The sequence below is a fragment of the Aromatoleum aromaticum EbN1 genome, assembly GCF_000025965.1.
Taxonomy (GTDB): domain Bacteria; phylum Pseudomonadota; class Gammaproteobacteria; order Burkholderiales; family Rhodocyclaceae; genus Aromatoleum; species Aromatoleum aromaticum.
The window spans coordinates 339,864-357,946 of the sequence record NC_006513.1; the positions used below are offsets into that span (position 1 = coordinate 339,864).

Consider the following 18,083-nt stretch of genomic DNA (forward strand, 5'->3'; position numbering starts at 1 on the left):
AACGTCGGGGCATGCACCAAAGCAAAAAGGCCAGTCTTTCGACTGGCCTAAGTGCTTGATTATTCTGGCGCGCCCGGAGAGATTCGAACTCCCTACCCCTTGGTTCGTAGCCAAGTACTCTATCCAGATGAGCTACGGGCGCCTTGTGAAGAAGCGAGATTTTAACAGGTCTCGCTGCTGCGTCAACCACCTCACGGTATTTTTTCGGAATCACCGCAATTTCATCGAAAACCCTGTCGAATCATCGATTTGATGAACTTTTCCCGCTCTTGCGAGCTACCGTGAGACGCGCAGGCCGGCATTATGGACAGGCCCTGCGCGCCGCGCAAGCACTTTCGCGGGCGGCGCGGCTCAGCGGGTGTAATAGCCCACGCCGACGATCTTGTCGCCGACCTTGCGGAAAAAGCTGTGTTTCGACTCGAGCTTTTCCGTCAGCGGATTGCGCCAGGCGTAATCGAGTTCCCCTTCGCCCTTGCGCCCAACGATGTTCAGCATGTCGGTGACGACGGCCTTGCCTTTCGGGTCGCGCAGCGCGCTGCCGTCGGTGCCGACCATTGCGGGAGAACCGCCGTGGGCGACGAAGCGCCGGGTCGGGATATCGATGACGAAGACGTAGAGATCGTCCTGAATGAAACCGCCGTCGACCGCATTGAAAGCGTCCAGCGCGGCGTCGCCCTTTTCGTTCAGCGCGGTCACGGCGCGCTCGAGCAGGCCTTTCGCCTGCTCGGCAGTGGCGCGCGGCGTGTAGTAGCCGACGGCGATGATGCGATCGTCTACCCGCTCGAACAGCGTGACCTTCGGCTCGATGCGGTTGTCGACGCGGTTGAGCCAGCGGTACTCGATACGGCCGTGGCCTGTTTTCGCCGCCGTGTCGAGCATGTCGCGAAAAAACTCCTTGCCGGAGCCATCCTTCATCGTCGCGACGTTGCGTCCGACCAGCGCAACGGACGGCCCGCCGCTCGCGAGCATGTCGCCATCCAGGGTCAGCACATAGACGTACAGCTCCTTGTCGCTGAACGCCGGCGACCGGTTGAAATCGGTCAGCGCGGCTTCGCCCTTCTCGCGATAGTGCGTGACGGCCTTCTCGAGCAGGCGGCGGCTGCGGTTCTCGTCGGCGCGCTGGACGAGATCGGCCTGTGCGGCCGGAGCTGTTGCGGCGGATGCGAGCGCGGCGGCGTGAGCCGTCGGAAACGCGAGGCTGCACAGGCACAGGGAAACGATACGAAAAGTTGTTTTCATGGTCTGGAATCAGTTTCAGCAATGATTGGATGCACAAAAATTATCGGATATGACGGTGATTGTCGAGACATGCTCGTCGCACGCCTCCCGACGCCCTCCACAGCGGCCGCCCGTTCGGTCAGCGAAAACGGTACACGCGCGCCTCGTACGGCTCGAGCAGCAGACTGTCGGTCGGGGTGTGCGGCTCGACCGGCTGGTTCGCGAGCAGCAATCCGCCGCCGTCCAGCAGCAGGTCCGGCTGGTGGTATCGGGCTTCGTCGCGCGTCATGTTCGTGATGATCACGTAGCGCTGCGAACCATGCGTTCGGCTGTAGGCATAGATCTGCGCGTCGTCCTCCATCAGCAGCTCGCAGTGGCCATGGACGAGCCCGGGCTCGCGTTTGCGCAGCGCGATGAGGCGGCGGTAATGGTTCAGCACCGACGCGGAGTTGCGCTCCTGCAGCTCGGCGTTGATCTCGTTGAAGTTCGGATTAACGCGCAGCCACGGCGTGCCGGAGCTGAACCCGCCGTTCGCCGACCCGTCCCACTGCATCGGCGTGCGTGCGTTGTCGCGCGAGACGATCGACAACAGGTCGATGATGTCGCCCTCGGCGAGCCCTTCACGCTTCATCGACGCGAAGCGATTTTTCGTCAGGACGTCGTTGAAATCATCGAGCGCCGCAAAGCGGCTGTTCGTCATGCCGAGTTCCTGCCCCTGGTAGATGAACGGCGTGCCCTGCATCAGGAAATACATCGTTGCCAGCGCAGTCGCGCTCTCACGCCAGTAGCGGCCGGTGTCGCCCCAGCGCGAAACGACCCGGGGCAGATCGTGGTTTTCGAGGAACAGCGCATTCCAGCCGGTGCCGTCGAGACTCTTCTGCCATTTCGTCAGCACGGCCCTGAGCGCCGGAAGGTCGAGCCCGTTGCGCGGCGCCTTCTTCCACAGCGCGGAATGCTCGAACTGGAAGATCATGTTGAGCCGCCGGTGCTCCTCGCCCACCCAGGCTCTGGCCTGCTCCGGCGACACGCCGTTGGCTTCGCCGACGGTCATCACGTCGTAGTGGTCGAACGTGTGGCGGCACAACTCGTCCAGGTAGTCGAGCACGCCATCGACGTTCATGTGCTTCTCGAACGACGGCACGTAATCGAGGCCGTGCGGATTCGGCATGTCGGGCAGCCCCGGCTCCTTCTTCTTGTGGCTGACGGCGTCGAGCCTGAAGCCGTCGACGCCCTTGTCGAGCCACCAGCGCACCATTTCGTAGATCGCGGTCCGCACTTCCGGGTTGTCCCAGTTCAGGTCCGGCTGCCGCTCCGAGAACAGGTGCAGGAAATACTGGCCGGTCTTGTCGTCGTATTTCCACACCGAGCCCTTGAAAATGCTCTCCCAGTTGTTCGGCTCGCGCCCGTCCTTGCCGTCGCGCCACAAGTACCAGTCGCGCTTCGGGTTGTTCAGCGACGCGCGCGATTCGAGAAACCACGGGTGCAGGTCGCTGGTGTGGTTCGCGACGAGATCGAGGATCAGCCGCATGCCGCGGCGGTGGACTTCGGCGAGCAGGCAGTCGAAATCCGCCATCGTGCCGAAGTCGTCCATGATCGCCCGGTAGTCGCTGATGTCGTACCCGTTGTCATCGTTCGGCGAGCTGAACACCGGGCAGATCCAGATCACGTCGACGCCGAGCGACTTCAAGTAGTCGAGCCGCACGGTGATGCCGTTCAGATCGCCGATCCCGTCGCCGTTCGAATCCATGAAGCTGCGCGGATAGATCTGATACACGACGGCCTCCTTCCACCATGCCCTGCCACCCGCGTTGTCGCCTGCCGTCCTCATCCGTGCTTCTCCTCGCTGTCGAGTGCCAAACCGTCGATTGTCGCAGTTCCGGCCCGTTCCGCGAGTTGCCGCGTCTACGTCCGGGCAGGCAAGGTGGACACTTTTGCGCGCGGCGGGCACTCTCCCGGTTCTGTCCATCCGCTTCGATCGCCCCGATGCCCACTGGCTGCTCCGACACCTACCCCCGGCTGATCGGCGACATCGGCGGCACGCACGCCCGCTTTGCCGTCATCGACTCGCCGGGCAGCCCGCCGACGCGCTTTCGCACGCTGTGCTGTGACGATCACGCCGGACTCCTGGAGGCCGTCCAGGCTTACCTGCTGCTGGAACGGGGACTTGCCGGGCCGCGTGTCGCCGCGTTCGGCATCGCGAATCCCGTCGAGGGCGATCGGGTACGGATGACGAATCACGACTGGTCGTTTTCGATCGAGCAGCTGCGCATCGAGCTCGGGCTCGCGCGGCTCGTGGTCCTCAACGACTTCACCGCGCTCGCGCTGTCGCTGCCCCGACTGCAGGCCGGTGAACGGCGTCAGATCGGCGGCGGCAACGAGTGCGCCGGGCGGCCGGTCGCGCTGATCGGACCGGGCACCGGTCTCGGCGTGTCGGGGCTGGTGCGCTGCGGCAACGGCTACGCGCCGCTCGAAGGCGAAGGCGGCCACGTCACGCTGGCGGCGTCCACGCCACGCGAAGCGGAGCTCATCGCAGTGCTCGCCGCGCGCTTCGACCACGTGTCGGCCGAGCGGGCGCTGTCGGGACCGGGGCTGATCGCCCTGCACGACGCGATCCGGCAGCTCGCGGGCGCCCCGCCGCTGGCCCTCGAAGCGGACGAGATCAGCGCCCGGGCGATGGCCGCGAGCTGTCCATGGTGCGCCGAGGCGCTGCAGGTCTTCTGCGGGATGCTCGGCAGCGTCGCCGGCGACCTCGCGCTGACGCTGGGCGCATTCGGCGGCGTGTATATCGGGGGGGGAATCGTGCCGAAGCTCGGCGACTTCTTCGATCGATCGGATTTCCGCCGGCGCTTCGAACAGAAAGGACGGTTTTCCGAATACCTCGCGCGCATCCCCTGTTACGTCATCCTCGCCGAATATCCTGCGCTGCTCGGCGCCGCGACGGCGCTCGACAACGCGCTCGCCGGCGAAACGGGCACCTGACGGGGATAACGCCCGGCAATCGGCCGTGCCGCTCAGCCCGGCAGCGGAACCGCGCCCTGCGACAGCAGGCTCCAGCCCGATCCGGTGCACACCGCCTCGCGACACGTCACGATCGTGAAGCGGCCGATGCGCGCGTCGTGATCCCGTTCCTCGATTTCGATACGCCGCAGGCCCGCCTCCCCTGCGCCGCGCAGCGCGATCGGCACGAAACGCACCAGATTGTAGGAATTGGGCCGACCGTTGCGACGCCGGGTCGACATCGATGTGCCGGCCTGCAGCACCAGCGCATCGCGCGAGCCATCGCCGGTCGCCACGCAGTACGGCAAATGGATGTGTCCGCCGAGAAACAGGTCGGCTCCGGCGGCGATCCAGGCGGCGAGCGCCGCATCGGCACCGCGGACGCGGTTGCGCCGGTCGGAAGGCTCGATGATCTCGAGCGGGTGGTGCAGTGCGACGACCTTGAAGGACTCGCCAAGGGCCGCAAGCTGGCGAGCGACCTGCTCGACGAGCGGCGCCGGCAGTTCGCCATGTTTATGGCGCAGCATGCGGGTCGAATTGACGCCGACGACCGCAACACGGCGGCCCCGCCACAGCGGGGAAAGCGACGCGCAGATATGGCGACGGTAGTGGCGGTAAGGCGCGGTGAAGCGGGTGAAGAGGTCGAACAGTGGCAGATCGTGATTGCCGGGCAGCGTCAGCACCGGAAGCGGCGCGAGACTGTCGAGGAAGGCTCGCGCAGCGCGAAACTGCGCCTGCCGGGCGCGCTGCGTGATGTCACCGGTCAACACGACGAGGTCCGGCGCTTCGCGCAGCAGATCCTCACGCAGCGCATCGCGGACCGGCGCCTCCTCGGTGCCGAAATGCGGGTCCGAAATATGGGCGAGCCGCATCACGCGCGCACCTCGGGCACTGCCGGCACGAGAACCTGCAGCGCCTCCGGCACCGATCTCACGACGAGCGGCAGCTCGCAGTCGACGAGTTCGCCGTCGAGCGCGACGCGGATATGCGGCGTGCCCTCGTCGAGCCGCTCGATCTGCACCGTCAGCGCGCAATACTGGCGCAGGTTTTCCGCGGTCTCGAGGCGGGCCAGCGCACCGCGCAGCACCAGCGCCAGCAGGTCGTGGCGGCCGACCTCCCGCAACGCGAGCACGGCCAATTCGCCGCGCGCGACGCACACCGCCTCGTCCAGGCCGAGGTGCTCCATCTGCAACGCGTTGCGGCCGAAGAACACCGTCAGCGTCGACAAGTTCAGCGGCCGGCCGTCGATCTGCAGGGCCAAACGGTACGGACGGTGCTCACGCATCAGCGTGACGAGCCCGGAGACGAACGCGACGAAGCGGTTGCGCCCGAAGCGCCGCTTGTGCACCTCACGCGTTTCGAGAAGACGACGGTAAAGGCCGATGCTCGCGTTGTTGAGGAAGAGCCTGCCATTGACCTCGCCGATCGGGACGCGGCGAATCGACCCGTCCACGGCCACTTGCGCCGCAGCCGCCGGATCGAGCGGAATGCCGAGTTCTCGAGCGAAGTAGTTGAAGGTCCCGAGCGGGATGACCGCGAACGGCAAACTGCGCTGGTACGCGACCGAAGCCACGGCATTCAGCGTGCCGTCGCCACCGGCCGCCGCGAGGATGCCCGGGCGCCGATCGGCCGCCGCGCGAACGAGCGCCGCCAGTTCGCGCGGCCGCTTCGCGACCAGCAGCTCGACGTCGCGGCCGCTCGCCTCCAGCACTTTTTCGATCGCCGCGCCGGCTTCGGACTTGTCCTCGCGGCCGGAGCCGGCGTTCATCACGACGGTGATCGGCAACTGCCGCGGCCCGGCGGCCAGCGGCGAGGCGGGAGGCAGCGGATGAAGGGACAGGCTCTGGCGAGTCAACGTTTCCTCCAGTGCGACCGGGTGGTCGAGCAGTTCGGCTCGACGTAATGACGGCACGCTGCGCCGGCAGTTCCAGAAACACACTGGGGCAAAAGCAGCCGTCCGCGGGCCAACGGCGAGTCCCGCGTCACCGCAACGAGTGCCGAATGGGGCGGCCGTAGCAATAGCATCGACTGCCCTCCGATCAGAACCCGATCGCCGGTCCGCTCCACCTCCCGTCTCTCGGTCGCGCCCGGCCCATCGCTTCGGCGGCTTCGCACCAGCCTTCGCAGGCGTTGCGCCCCGCCCGGCCCCGCCACAGGTTCAGCAGCGCCTTGCAGCGGGCATAAAGATGAAAGAAACGCAGCACCGCGCGGCACTCGGCCGGACTCGGGCGACGCGCGGCGCACACCAGCTTGTCGTCGGTCATGCCGCGGTCCCTCAGGATCACCGCGCCCCAGGCCCTCGTCACGACCCGGCTGCCGAGCGCCAGGCGCGGCCCGAGCACGAGCGCGTCGAGCAGGTCGCCTTCGCATCCGAGGTAGGCCGGCACTGAGCCGTAATTGAACGGACAGGGCAGCGGCGAGATGAAATCGACGTGACCGGTCGAACCGCGTTTTACGAAGCTGCCTTTCGGAATCTCGATCAGGACTTCGAACTCGGGCGGCTCCTGATCGAAAAAAAAAGGACTCGAAGTTGCGTCGTTCATTGCGCAAGCCTACGCCGTTCCGGCGTGCGGGCACGGACAAGGGTATATTTCGTCCTCGGCCGGTGGCCCGGGCCACCGGGCCCTGCGGCTTTTTCGCCGTTTCGCGCGCTTCGCCCGGAAACGACCTCTCTTCGACACGGCAATACCCTCGCAATACCCACGGATTTCATGCCTCTACCCGCCATCGACCCCGCCGAGTACGCGTCGCAGCTCGCGGATAAAGTGACCCAGTTCAAACACGCTTTCACCCCCTTCGCCGTCCCCGAGCCGACGGTCTTCCCCTCCGCGCCGCTGCACTATCGGCTGCGCGCCGAATTCCGCATGTGGCACGACGGCGAGCGCATCGATTATGCAATGTTCGACCCCGCCGAGCCGAAGCAACCGATCGCAATCGAACAGTTCGACATCGCCGCGGAGCCGATCTGTGCGGCGATGCCTCGGCTGCGCGAACGGCTACGAGCCAGCGAAACCCTGAAGCGCCGCCTGTTCCAGGTCGAGTTCCTCGCCACGCTCAGCGGCGAACTGATGATCAGCCTGATCTATCACCGTCCGCTCGACGAAAGCTGGGAAGCGGCAGCACGGGAACTGGCGGCCGAACTCAACGTGCAGTTGATCGGGCGCAGCCGCAAGCAGAAAATCGTGCTGGACCGCGACTGGGTACTGGAACGGTTCGCGCTCGATGGCCGCCCGCTGCAGTACAAGCAGATCGAAGGCAGCTTCACGCAGCCCAACGGCGGCGTAAACCGGCAGATGCTCGGCTGGGCGTGCGAACAGGTGCGCGGAGTCGGCGGCGACCTGCTGGAGCTGTATTGCGGCAACGGCAACTTCACCGTCGCGCTGGCGCCTTTGTTCGATCGGGTGCTCGCCACCGAAGTCAGCAAGACGTCGGTCGAGGCCGCGCACTACAACCTCGCCGCGAACGACATCGGCAATGTCGCGATGGTGCGCATGTCGAGCGACGAGATCAGCGCCGCGCTCGCCCGCACGCGGGAATTCCGGCGCATGAAGGACGTGGACCTCGACCGCTACCGGTTCTCGACGCTGTTCGTCGATCCGCCGCGCAGCGGACTGGACGCGCCGACGGTCGAGCTCGCGCGCGGTTTCGACCGCATCCTGTACATCTCCTGCAACCCGCAGACGCTGCAGGAAAACGTCGCCGCGCTGCAGGCGACGCACGGCATCGCCGGCGCAGCGGTGTTTGACCAGTTTCCGTACACCCGGCACCTGGAGTGCGGGTTGCTGCTGACACGGCGCGGGGGTCCGCGAGCTCCTTGACTTATGCGGGGCGAACGGCACGATGATGTCCGATCCAACCACACCACTGCAAAGGACCCGCTTTCCCATGTTCGAGCACGTCGACGCCTATCCCGGCGACCCCATCCTCTCCCTCGTCGAAACTTTCCACCACGACCCGCGCCCGCGGAAGGTGAACCTCGGCATCGGGCTCTACTACGACGAAGAGGGCCGCATCCCGCTGCTCGGTTCGGTCGAGAAGGCCGAGGCAGCGCTGGCGGCAAATCCCGGTCCGCGGCCCTACCTGCCGATGGAAGGAGCGGCCGACTATCGCGCCGCTGTCCAGAAACTCCTGTTCGGTCCCGACAGCGCAGCGTTGCGCGCGGGCCGCATCGCGACGATCCAGACCATCGGAGGCTCGGGCGCATTGAAGGTCGGCGCCGACCTGCTCAAGCGGTATTTTCCGGCGAGCGAAGTGTGGGTCAGCGATCCGACCTGGGACAACCATCGTTCGATCTTCGAGGGCGCCGGCATCGAAGTGCACGACTACCCGTACTACGACGCGGCGAGCGGCGGCGTGCGCTTTGACGAGATGATTGAGACCCTGCAGTCGCTGCCCGCGCAGAGCATCGTGCTGCTGCACCCGTGCTGCCATAATCCAACGGGCGTCGACCTGTCGACAGCACAATGGCAGGAAGTGATCGCAGTGGTGGCGTCGCGCGGACTGATCCCGTTCCTCGACATCGCGTACCAGGGCTTCGGCGACAACCTCGACGACGATGCGTACGCGGCCCGGGCGATGGCCGACGCAGGGGTGAGTTTCTTCGTCAGCAACTCGTTTTCCAAGAACCTGTCGTTCTACGGCGAGCGCTGCGGCGGCCTGTCGGTCGTGTGCCAGGATGCCGATGAAGCCGAGCGCGTGCTAGGCCAGCTGAAATTCACCGTGCGCCGCAACTACTCGAGCCCGCCCGTGCATGGCGGCCGGGTCGCTGCCGCAGTCATGAACGATGCCGGACTGCACGAGGAATGGGTCGGTGAAGTGCGTGGCATGCGCGAGCGCATCAAGGCGATGCGCGAGAAGCTCCACGAAGTACTGAGCAGCACCTTGCCGGGGCGGGATTTCAGCTATTTCGTCAAACAGCGCGGCATGTTCAGCTATACCGGGCTGACTCCCGAGCAGGTCGATCGCCTGCGCGAGGAGTTCGCCGTGTACGTCGTGCAGTCCGGCCGCATGTGCGTCGCTGGTCTCAACCGGGGCAACGTCGATTACGTCGCGAAAGCGATGGCTGCCGTGCTGCAGGAGGCCGGCACCGCCGCTGCCTGATCCTTCCTTCCGCGCGCCGCGTGCGGACGCAGCGGCGCTCGTCGCCGCGCCGCGCGCCACGATTCCATTCGCCGCGGCGCATATCCTGACGCAGGTGCTCGCCTGTCAGCACCGGCCGTTCTACACCTTCACGCGCGCCGGTGACGACGCCAACCAAACGTTCGCGAGAGCACTCGTCGCCAATTGGGCAGGCGCCGCAGGCGAGAACCCGCCCGACGAACTCGACGTGGCGCTGATCTTCGCCCCCGCGGGCGAATTCGTTCCGGCACCGCCGGACACACGCGGCACAAACGGTCCCGCCGCGTTCCGCCCCGCCCCCCGGCGCTCCTTCACTTTCGATCTTCTGCGCCGGGAAACCTCGCGCCATGATTGCAGCGCGAGCAGGCAGTTCATGTTTTGTTCATGTTCACGCGTTTAGATTCTGCCCGTGCCCCGACCTGGGTGCGCTAACCAAGTCAGGACGCGCGTATGAAAAAGCTGCTCGCATCGGGGCGATGTTCACGGAAATCAAAGTCCGTTCCGGAGCGAATCGGCAGCGAGAACGACCTGCCTTGCCTCGACGCCGGCTTTCCCGTTTGCCACCCACTCCTTCGCCAAGCGCAGCTCATCGCGGCTCAACGAAATTTTCACCTGCATTGCCCCAAAGTCGCGGCGCACCGGCCGCCATGCCTGACTACGGCGGCTTCGCGTGGCGGGCCGGACGCAACCGTATCCACGGCATCGGGCCTCACCAGACTGGATCTTTCGACATGAGTCAACCGCAACTCCCGGAACCGCAGCAGCCCTCCGCTGCGGCGTCTGCGCCCACGCTCGGTTCCCACCTTGCATTCACGGCATTGTCCGCAATCGCCTTGCTGCTGATGTTCGCCGCGCTGCGCCTTGCGCTGCTCGTCTACAACCGGGCGTTGATCGGCGACACCGGGGTCGCAACCTTCACCGAAGCTTTCCTGACCGGGCTGCGATTCGACCTGCGGCTCGTCGTGTACCTTTGCGCGCCGCTGATTCTGGCAATGGGGGCCGTGCGGGCGATGGCAGCGCGAAGCGCGCACAGGGCCTGGCTGACCGCGGCGGCGAGCATTGCGCTGTTCCTCGGCCTGATCGAACTCGATTTCTACCGGGAATTCCACCAGCGCCTCAACAGCCTGGTCTTCCAGTACCTGCGCGAAGATCCGGCAACTGTGCTGAGCATGCTGTGGCACGGCTTCCCGGTGCTGCGCTACCTCGCGGCCTGGCTGCTGGCAAGCTGGGGACTGTTCCGGCTCTTCGCCGTCATCGACCGGCTGACTGCGCCACGGCGCGATGATTCCCGCAGTGCACGCCGCTTCGGTCCCGGCCCGCGCTGGCTTGCGCTGGTGCTGTGCCTCGCGGTTTCGGTCGTTGCCGCGCGCGGCACGCTGCGCCAGGGACCGCCGCTGCGCTGGGGGGACGCGTATACGACCGATTCGATGTTCGCGAACCAGCTCGGGCTCAACGGCACTCTCACTCTCATCGCCGCGGCGAAGAGCCGATTCTTCGAGTCCGGCGACAAGATGTGGAAAACCTCGATGCCGCAATATGAGGCGACCCGGATCGTGCGCAGCATGTTGCTGACCCCGGGCGACCGCCTCGTCGACGCCGAGAGCGCGAACATCCGCCGCGACGTCACTCCGCCCGTCGCCGGCACGTTGCCGATTCGCAACGTCGTCGTGATCCTGCTCGAGAGCTTCGCCGGGCATTATGTCGGCGCACTCGGCAGCAAGGACGGCATCACGCCGCAATTCGACCGGCTCGCGCGCGAAGGCGTGCTGTTCACGCGCTTCTTCTCGAACGGCACGCACACCCATCAGGGCATGTTCGCGACGATGGCATGTTTCCCGAACCTGCCCGGCTTCGAATACCTGATGCAGATGCCCGAAGGGGGACATCGTTTTTCCGGTCTCCCGCAGCTGCTGCGGGCGCGCGAGTTCGACGACCTCTATGTGTATAACGGCGATTTTGCGTGGGACAACCAGTCCGGTTTTTTCAGCAACCAGGGCATGACGCGCTTCATCGGCCGCAATGACTTCGTCAACCCGGTGGTTTCGGATCCGACCTGGGGGGTGTCGGACCAGGACATGTTCGACCGCGCAGCCGAAGAATTGCAGAAGAATTCCGACGGCAAGCCGTTCTACGCGCTGCTGCAAACGCTGTCGAACCATACGCCGTACGCGTTGCCGCAGACGCTGCCCGTGGAACCGGTCACCGGCCACGGTTCCCTCGACGACCATCTGACCGCGATGCGCTATTCGGACTGGGCGCTCGGGCAGTTCTTCGAGAAAGCGCGCAAGTCGAAATATTTCCGCGACACGCTGTTCGTGATTGTCGGCGACCACGGTTTCGGTGCCGACGAACAGATCACCGAGATGGATCTTCACCGCTTCAACGTGCCGCTGTTGCTGATCGGACCCGGCATCCAGCAGGCTTTCGGCATGCGTCGCGATACGGTCGGAACGCAGACCGACATCGTCCCGACGATCATGGGACGTCTCGGCGGCGAGGTGCGTCACCAGTGCTGGGGGCGCGATCTGCTCAACCTGCCGGCAGGAGACGAGGGCATCGGCGTCATCAAGCCGTCGGGAAGCGACCAGACGGTCGCGATCCTCAAGGGAAGCCGCATCCTCGTCGAACCGAAGGGCCTGGCACCGCGGCTCTATGACTACCGGCTCGGCGACGCTGCGGCTAGCACGCGGGTGATCAACGCCGCGGACGAAGCGCAGCTGCGCGGCATGCTGCACGCGTTCGTGCAGACTGCCACGCAGAGCCTGGTCGGAAACACCGCGGGCGTAGCCGCGCAAAGCCGGTGAGCCTGCGGCAGCCGGACCGGGCCAATGCAAAATCCGGATAAAATAATACCCTCGTCCGAAGTCGGGATATTTTCTTGCGAAAAATTGCCTCATCCCGGCCGCAATGCCGGACGTACTTTCGTCGGCAGCTTCGCGCACCGACTGGCGGGGCAACAACCTGTCGCAACAATCGAGTCACCCCATGCACGATAACGTTTATGTTTCCGTCCTTATTCCTGCGAGGAACGAAGCCGGCAACCTTGCGCCGCTCCTCGAAGAAGTGCGCAGCGCGCTCGCCGGCGAAGCCTACGAGGTCATCGTCGTCGATGACGGCAGCACTGACGGCAGCGCGTCCGAGCTGCGGGCGCTGAAAAGCGCGGGCTTCCCCCAGTTGCGCATCCTCAGCCATCCCCGCTCGCTCGGGCAAAGCACGTCGCTCTATCACGCAGTGCTCGCGGCGCGCGGCCCTTGGCTCGCGACGCTCGACGGCGACGGCCAGAACGACCCGGCCGACATTCCCGGCATGCTCGCGCTGGTGCGCGGCACCGAAGGTCGGCCGGACGGCATCAAGCTGGTGGCGGGCCACCGCGTCACTCGCCGTGACACGGCCAGCAAGCGCTGGGCGTCGCGCTTGGCCAACGGGCTGCGCAGCAGGCTGCTGAAGGACGCGACGCCCGATACCGGCTGCGGCCTCAAGCTCATCGAACGGGAAGCGTTCTTGCGCCTGCCTTATTTCGATCACATGCATCGTTTCCTGCCGGCGCTGATCCAGCGCCACCGCGGGCGAACGGTGGTTCATCCCGTGAATCACCGGCCGCGCAGAACTGGCACCTCCAAATACGGAAACCTCGACCGGGCCCTGGTCGGCATCCTCGATCTGTTCGGCGTGTGGTGGTTGATCAGGCGCACCCGCCTGGATGCGGTCGCGACCGAAACGGAGGGCTGAGATGGGCAAGGAAACACTCTGGCTGGTGATCGGCTTCGCCGGCCAGCTGACGTTCACCGGCCGCTTCGCGCTGCAGTGGCTGTACAGCGAATACAAGAAACGCAGCCTCATTCCGGTCGGCTTCTGGTACCTGAGCCTGGTCGGCAGTGCGCTGCTGCTGGCTTACGCGATCTATCGTGAGGATCCAGTGTTCATCGTCGGGCAGTCGTTCGGCTTCATCGTCTACCTGCGCAACCTGCAGCTGATCGCGCGACAAAAAGAGCAGGAAACTTGAGTGGTACGCAACACTTTTTCGCCGCGTGTGGAGCTCCTCGGCCTGATGCTGCTGGCGTTGCTGATGGTTGGCGCCGGACTGGGCCTGCGACAGCCGCTGAACGTCGATGAAGAGCGCTTTCTCGGCGTCGCGCTGGAAATGCTGCAGGACGGGTCGTGGTTCATTCCGCATCGCGCCGCTGAAATCTATCCGGACAAACCGCCGCTGTTCATGTGGACGGTGGCGCTGTTCGTTCAGCTCACCGGCTCGCCGGTGGTCGCGCTGTTCCTCCCGGCGCTGCTCGCCGGCGTCGTCGCGACAGCGTGCCTGTACGATCTCGGGCGACGCTTGTGGCATCGGCGCATCGGGATCATCGCCGCACTGCTGTTTCTCGCGAGCTACCAGACTTACAGCATCCTGAGGGCCGGGCAGATCGACGGTTTCCTGTGCCTGTGGATCGTCCTCGCCGTGTACGGCCTCGTGCGCCATCTCATGCTCGGCCCAGCGTGGGGGTGGTTCTATGTCGCGTGTGCCGCGATGGGACTCGGCGTCATCAGCAAGGGCGTCGGCTTCCTGCCGGCCCTGATGCTGATTCCGTACGCCTGGGCCGTGCACGCCGGCTGGTCGGGCGTCACCCGCATGCCTGGCGAGGGTGTGCGCTGGTCCCTCGGCCTCGCCGCGACGCTGGCAGCGATATCGCTGTGGCTGTTGCCGCTGGTCGTCATGGTGTTGCTGCAGGCGGACGCCGACAGTCTCGCGTACGTGAAAGAGATCCTGCTGCGACAAACGGCCGAGCGCTACACGAAGGCCTGGGCGCACCAAGAGCCGTTCTGGTATTTTTTTGCCGAAGTGATCCCGAAGTACTGGCTGCCGATCGTGCCGGCGCTGCCGTGGCTCATCCCGGCGTGGCGGCGCCAGCTGGCGAAGCGGGACGGCCGCACGCTGGTGCTGCTGGGCTGGGTCGCGCTGGTGCTGCTGTTCTTCTGCCTGAGCAGCGGCAAGCGCAAGCTGTACATATACCCGGCGTTGCCCGGCCTGGTGCTGGCGGTTGCACCCCTCGTGCCGTGGCTGCTGCGCCGCTGGTTTGCCCACCGCCCGCGCGCGCGAAAGATCTTTCTCGGTGCCGCCCTGCTCTGGTTCGTCGCCTGGTTCGTGGAAGGTTTCATCGAACCGGTCCGCGACGGCCTCAATCCTCACGAAGGCATCATGCGCCAGGCGGCCGAACTGACGGGCGGAGCGGAACTGGCACTGATCGACTGGCGCGAAGGGCACTGGTTGTTTGCGCGCCAACCGATCGTGCATTTCGGCTTTCAGTCGGAGGTCACGATGGACGATGCCGCAAGTTGGCTGCGAAGCCATCCGCAATCGTTCGCGCTCGTTCCGCTGCGGGATCTGGCACGATGCTTCCGGCATGACAGGGCGCGCAGGCTCGGCGAGACTTCCCGCGCCGACTGGTTTCTGGTCGGATTGGACGCGGATAACGGGCGATGCGGCGGCAAGCCGCCAGCCAGGGTGTACCGATTCACCTGGCACTCGGCGTTGCAGTAAGCGCCTGAGGGGATCCGGCTCAGCGGGGGCCCCAAAGAGTGCAGGAAGCACCGAGCGTTGTTTTCGGCAGCGCCCGGCTGGGGTTACGTGCTGCCGGACTCTGTCCCACCGTTCGCGGGTGGGGGCCGCAAGCCGGCGTCATCGGCCGACGGCGCTTCGTCGATGTCGGCCGGAGCTTCGCCAGCGCCGGCTTTAGCGGCGAGCTTCTGCCGGCGTTTTTCTTCCTGCCGGCTTTTCTTCGCCAGATCCCGCTGGCGCTTTTCGAACTGGTAATTTGGTTTTGCCAAGAGATTCCCTTTGGTTCGGCCAAGCCGATTGAAACGAGGTGGACGCGGGCCCGCGATCGAGCCTCCCTCCGCCGACTATGCCACAACCGCCCCGCCTGCGCTCGGCCGTACGGGTTTCATACCGTCTCTGCTGCCGTTCCCGCGGCGTGACGAAACGGCAAGGATCGTTCCGCGTTTGGTCCACCGCAACAGGCAGGGGATAATCGCCGCCGGCAATTCTTCCCTCGAGAATCGATTGCTTCACCCCGAAATTCCACAGCATCCGGAGGCAACAACATGGCACAGGTGAAGTTTTTCAGCGGAGAGCAGGTTCCGCTGGAAATGCACAAGGTACGCATCGTACAGAAGCTGAACCTTCCGCCGGTGGAACACCGGCTCAAGGCGATCACCGAAGCAGGCAACAACACTTTCCTGCTGCAGAACAAGGACGTCTTCATGGACATGCTCACCGACAGCGGTGTCAATGCCATGAGCGATCAACAGCAGGCCGCGATGCTGATCGCCGACGACAGCTACGCCGGCAGCGCGACCTACACCCGGCTCGAAAGCAAGCTCCGGGAAATCTTCGGCATGGCCTATTTCCTGCCCGCCCATCAGGGGCGCGCCTGCGAAAACATCCTGTCGCAAGTGCTGGTATCGCCGGGCTCGATCGTGCCGATGAACTATCACTTCACGACCACCAAAGCGCACATCACCCTGAACGGCGGGGTCATCGAAGAGCTGGTCTCGGATGCCGGCCTCGAAGTCGTCAGCGTCCATCCCTTCAAAGGGAACATGGATATCGCCAGGCTGTCGGCGGTCATCGAAGAGCACGGCAGCAACAAGATTGCGTTCGTCCGCATGGAAGCGGGCACGAACCTCATCGGCGGACAACCGTTCTCGCTCGAGAACCTCACCAACGTGCGTCGCGTGTGCGACAAGCACGACGTCCTGCTCGTGCTCGACGCGAGCCTGCTCGCCGATAACCTCCACTTCATCAAGAACCGCGAGGAAAGCTGCAAGGATCTGAGCATTCGCGAGATCACGCGCAAGATGGCGGACCTGTGCGACATCATCTATTTCTCGGCACGCAAGCTCGGCTGCGCACGCGGCGGCGGCATCTGCATCAGGACCGAGGAGCTGTACCGCAGGATGCGCGGGCTGGTCCCGCTGTACGAAGGCTTCCTCACGTACGGCGGGATGTCCGTGCGCGAAATGGAAGCGCTGACGGTCGGCCTCGACGAAACGATGGACGAGGACGTGATCAACCAGGGGCCGCAGTTCATCGGCTTCATGGTCGACGAGCTGCAAAAACGCGGCGTTCCCGTCATCACGCCGGCCGGCGGCCTCGGTTGCCACCTCAACGTCATGCAGTTCCTCGAGCACGTCCCGCAGGCGCAATACCCTGCCGGCGCGCTCGCCTCGGCGCTGTATATCGCCAGCGGCATACGCGGCATGGAGCGCGGCACGCTCTCCGAGCAGCGCGACCCCGACGGCAACGAAGTCTTGGCCAACATGGAACTGGTCCGGCTGGCGTTGCCGCGCCGGGTATTCACGCTGTCGCAGGTCAAATACGCGATCGACCGGATCTCGTGGCTGCACGAGAACCGCCACCTCATCGGCGGCCTCGTGTTCACCGAAGAGCCTGAAATCCTGCGTTTCTTCTATGGCCGGCTGAAGCCCGTTTCGGATTGGCAGCAAAAGCTGTTCGAGAAATTCCGCGAGGACTTCGGCGACAGCCTGTAGGACTGGGCCCAGTAACCGGCGGCCGTGCGGAAGGGGTGGCGGCCGCCGCAGCGGCCCCGTCGGCCGGATGCCTCCTGTTCTCGAGCGGCCATTTCAGTCTCAGGACCAGCCGCGGAACCACTGTGCGGCGAAAACGATCCCGACGACGAACGCCGTCGCGGTGGCGACAAGCACCGCGCCTGCCGCGATGTCCTTGCATGCGCCGATCTCCGCATGCCGTTCCGGGTGAAGATGATCGGCCAGCGTCTCGAGTGCGGTATTGACGAGTTCGGTCACCATGACGAAACCGGCCGTCAGCGCAAGCACCGTCCACCATACGAGAGGCGGCCGGGCCACCAGCAGAACGCACAGCACGCCTCCGCCAGCCAGAACATGCACGCGAAAGCTCCGCTCCCGACTGATCGCGAGCTGCAGGCCATGCAGCGCGAAACCGAGGCGTTCGCGGAAACAACGGCCCTTCATTCGCGCTCGCCGTTGCGGATTTTCACGAGCTCCGCTGCGCCCCACCACCCCAGCGCCCACGCGGCCCCCGCAGCCCAACCGGCGAGAACGTCGGTCGGCCAGTGCACGCCCAGATAGATCCGGCTGAGACCGACGATCACGGTCAGCGCCAGCGCGATCGACATCACATAGAGCTTGAGCCCACGCCGCGGCACCAGCCGCGCCAGCAAGGCTCCGAGTGTCAGATACACGACTGCCGAGAGCATTGCATGCCCGCTCGGAAAGCTTGCCGAGATGACGAAGTCGCCATGCGGAAAGATATCCGGCCGGGGCCGGGAGAAAGCACCTTTCAGCAAGACGGAAGCCAGCGTCCCGCTGCTCGTCCCGAACAGCACGAACATCGCCATGCGGTGCCGCTTGGCCAGAAGGAGAAAGACCGTCACCGCCGCAACCACCAGGCCCAGCACGCTGAAGCTGCCCAGCGCCGTGATGTCCCGCGCGACCGCTTCGATCCATGGCGGACCCAAGGGAGCGTCGGCGTCCCCGGGCGCCCGCAAGGCCATCAGGAGCGCGTTGTCGAGGGCGTGCGTATCCCCTTCGACAACGTCTTCCGCGACCTCGATGAAGATCCACAGCGCGGACGTCACGGCAGCGACTATGCCGAGTATCCGCGGCTCCAGCCAGTTCCGAAGAAAACGCAAATTATTGCCTCCGACGAACCACCGCCGGGCAGGTTGAGGTTCCTGCCGGTTCGGTTCCTTCTGGAT

Annotated in this window: 16 protein-coding genes and 1 tRNA gene; 8 read left to right on the top strand and 9 right to left on the bottom strand. The window is 65.2% G+C overall.

What is annotated here, in order from left to right; all coding sequences use genetic code 11:
• Positions 1-65 precede the first annotated feature (65 nt).
• The 3 genes from EBN1_RS01530 to EBN1_RS01540 form a co-directional block, all read right to left on the bottom strand.
• Positions 66-142, bottom strand: a tRNA-Arg gene (locus EBN1_RS01530).
• A gap of 209 nt (positions 143-351) precedes the next feature.
• On the bottom strand, positions 352-1,239 hold the full coding sequence (locus EBN1_RS01535) for a cache domain-containing protein (RefSeq protein ID WP_011236158.1): 888 nt from the start codon (positions 1,237-1,239) through the stop codon (positions 352-354).
• A gap of 118 nt (positions 1,240-1,357) precedes the next feature.
• Positions 1,358-3,046 (bottom strand): alpha-glucosidase, encoded by a 1,689-nt coding sequence (locus EBN1_RS01540; RefSeq protein WP_011236159.1) that lies wholly within the window; start codon positions 3,044-3,046, stop codon positions 1,358-1,360.
• A 155-nt stretch (positions 3,047-3,201) separates the two neighbouring features.
• On the opposite strand from EBN1_RS01540, the gene EBN1_RS01545 reads away from it, so the two are divergent.
• Positions 3,202-4,197 carry a glucokinase gene (locus EBN1_RS01545; protein WP_011236160.1) on the top strand — a complete coding sequence of 332 codons (996 nt, stop codon included), beginning with the start codon at positions 3,202-3,204 and terminating at the stop codon, positions 4,195-4,197.
• Between the two features lie 32 nt (positions 4,198-4,229).
• Here the strand turns inward: EBN1_RS01545 and EBN1_RS01550 are convergent, their stop codons facing one another.
• From EBN1_RS01550 to EBN1_RS01560, 3 genes are all read right to left on the bottom strand, one after another.
• Positions 4,230-5,087, bottom strand: a complete 858-nt coding sequence (locus EBN1_RS01550; RefSeq protein WP_011236161.1) for a metallophosphoesterase family protein — start codon at positions 5,085-5,087, stop codon at positions 4,230-4,232.
• A complete protein-coding gene (locus EBN1_RS01555) occupies positions 5,087-6,070 on the bottom strand; it encodes a diacylglycerol/lipid kinase family protein (protein ID WP_011236162.1) in 984 nt (327 codons plus the stop codon). Before EBN1_RS01555 ends, EBN1_RS01550 begins: the two co-directional genes overlap by 1 nt.
• Positions 6,071-6,254: 184 nt before the next feature.
• Entirely contained in the window at positions 6,255-6,758 is a 504-nt protein-coding gene (locus EBN1_RS01560; RefSeq protein ID WP_011236163.1) for an inorganic diphosphatase, read from the bottom strand.
• Between the two features lie 168 nt (positions 6,759-6,926).
• Here EBN1_RS01560 and trmA point away from each other — a divergent pair, with 168 nt between their 5' ends.
• The 6 genes from trmA to EBN1_RS01590 all read left to right on the top strand — a co-directional run bounded on the left by trmA (position 6,927) and on the right by EBN1_RS01590 (position 14,863).
• On the top strand, positions 6,927-8,033 hold the full coding sequence (gene trmA / locus EBN1_RS01565; protein WP_011236164.1) for a tRNA (uridine(54)-C5)-methyltransferase TrmA: 1,107 nt from the start codon (positions 6,927-6,929) through the stop codon (positions 8,031-8,033).
• A 67-nt stretch (positions 8,034-8,100) separates the two neighbouring features.
• Positions 8,101-9,315 carry an amino acid aminotransferase gene (locus tag EBN1_RS01570; protein ID WP_011236165.1) on the top strand — a complete coding sequence of 405 codons (1,215 nt, stop codon included), beginning with the start codon at positions 8,101-8,103 and terminating at the stop codon, positions 9,313-9,315.
• Between the two features lie 749 nt (positions 9,316-10,064).
• Entirely contained in the window at positions 10,065-12,137 is a 2,073-nt protein-coding gene (locus EBN1_RS01575; RefSeq protein ID WP_011236167.1) for an LTA synthase family protein, read from the top strand.
• A gap of 181 nt (positions 12,138-12,318) precedes the next feature.
• Positions 12,319-13,062, top strand: a complete 744-nt coding sequence (locus EBN1_RS01580; RefSeq protein WP_011236168.1) for a glycosyltransferase family 2 protein — start codon at positions 12,319-12,321, stop codon at positions 13,060-13,062.
• Position 13,063: 1 nt separating this feature from the next.
• Entirely contained in the window at positions 13,064-13,336 is a 273-nt protein-coding gene (locus tag EBN1_RS01585; RefSeq protein WP_041645506.1) for a lipid-A-disaccharide synthase N-terminal domain-containing protein, read from the top strand.
• Positions 13,337-14,863, top strand: a complete 1,527-nt coding sequence (locus EBN1_RS01590; protein ID WP_011236169.1) for an ArnT family glycosyltransferase — start codon at positions 13,337-13,339, stop codon at positions 14,861-14,863.
• 83 nt (positions 14,864-14,946) lie between these two features.
• Here the strand turns inward: EBN1_RS01590 and EBN1_RS01595 are convergent, their stop codons facing one another.
• Positions 14,947-15,150: a hypothetical protein gene (locus EBN1_RS01595; RefSeq protein WP_041645508.1), complete on the bottom strand. Its 204-nt coding sequence runs from the start codon at positions 15,148-15,150 to the stop codon at positions 14,947-14,949.
• 276 nt (positions 15,151-15,426) lie between these two features.
• Here EBN1_RS01595 and EBN1_RS01600 point away from each other — a divergent pair, with 276 nt between their 5' ends.
• The gene (locus EBN1_RS01600; RefSeq protein WP_011236171.1) at positions 15,427-16,875 is read left to right on the top strand and encodes a tryptophanase; all 1,449 of its coding nucleotides are present in this window, start codon (positions 15,427-15,429) and stop codon (positions 16,873-16,875) included.
• A 99-nt stretch (positions 16,876-16,974) separates the two neighbouring features.
• Here the strand turns inward: EBN1_RS01600 and EBN1_RS01605 are convergent, their stop codons facing one another.
• Positions 16,975-17,337 (bottom strand): diacylglycerol kinase, encoded by a 363-nt coding sequence (locus tag EBN1_RS01605; protein ID WP_011236172.1) that lies wholly within the window; start codon positions 17,335-17,337, stop codon positions 16,975-16,977.
• On the bottom strand, positions 17,334-18,017 hold the full coding sequence (locus EBN1_RS01610) for a phosphatase PAP2 family protein (protein ID WP_011236173.1): 684 nt from the start codon (positions 18,015-18,017) through the stop codon (positions 17,334-17,336). The genes EBN1_RS01605 and EBN1_RS01610 overlap by 4 nt, the downstream gene beginning before the upstream one ends.
• Positions 18,018-18,083 lie beyond the last annotated feature (66 nt).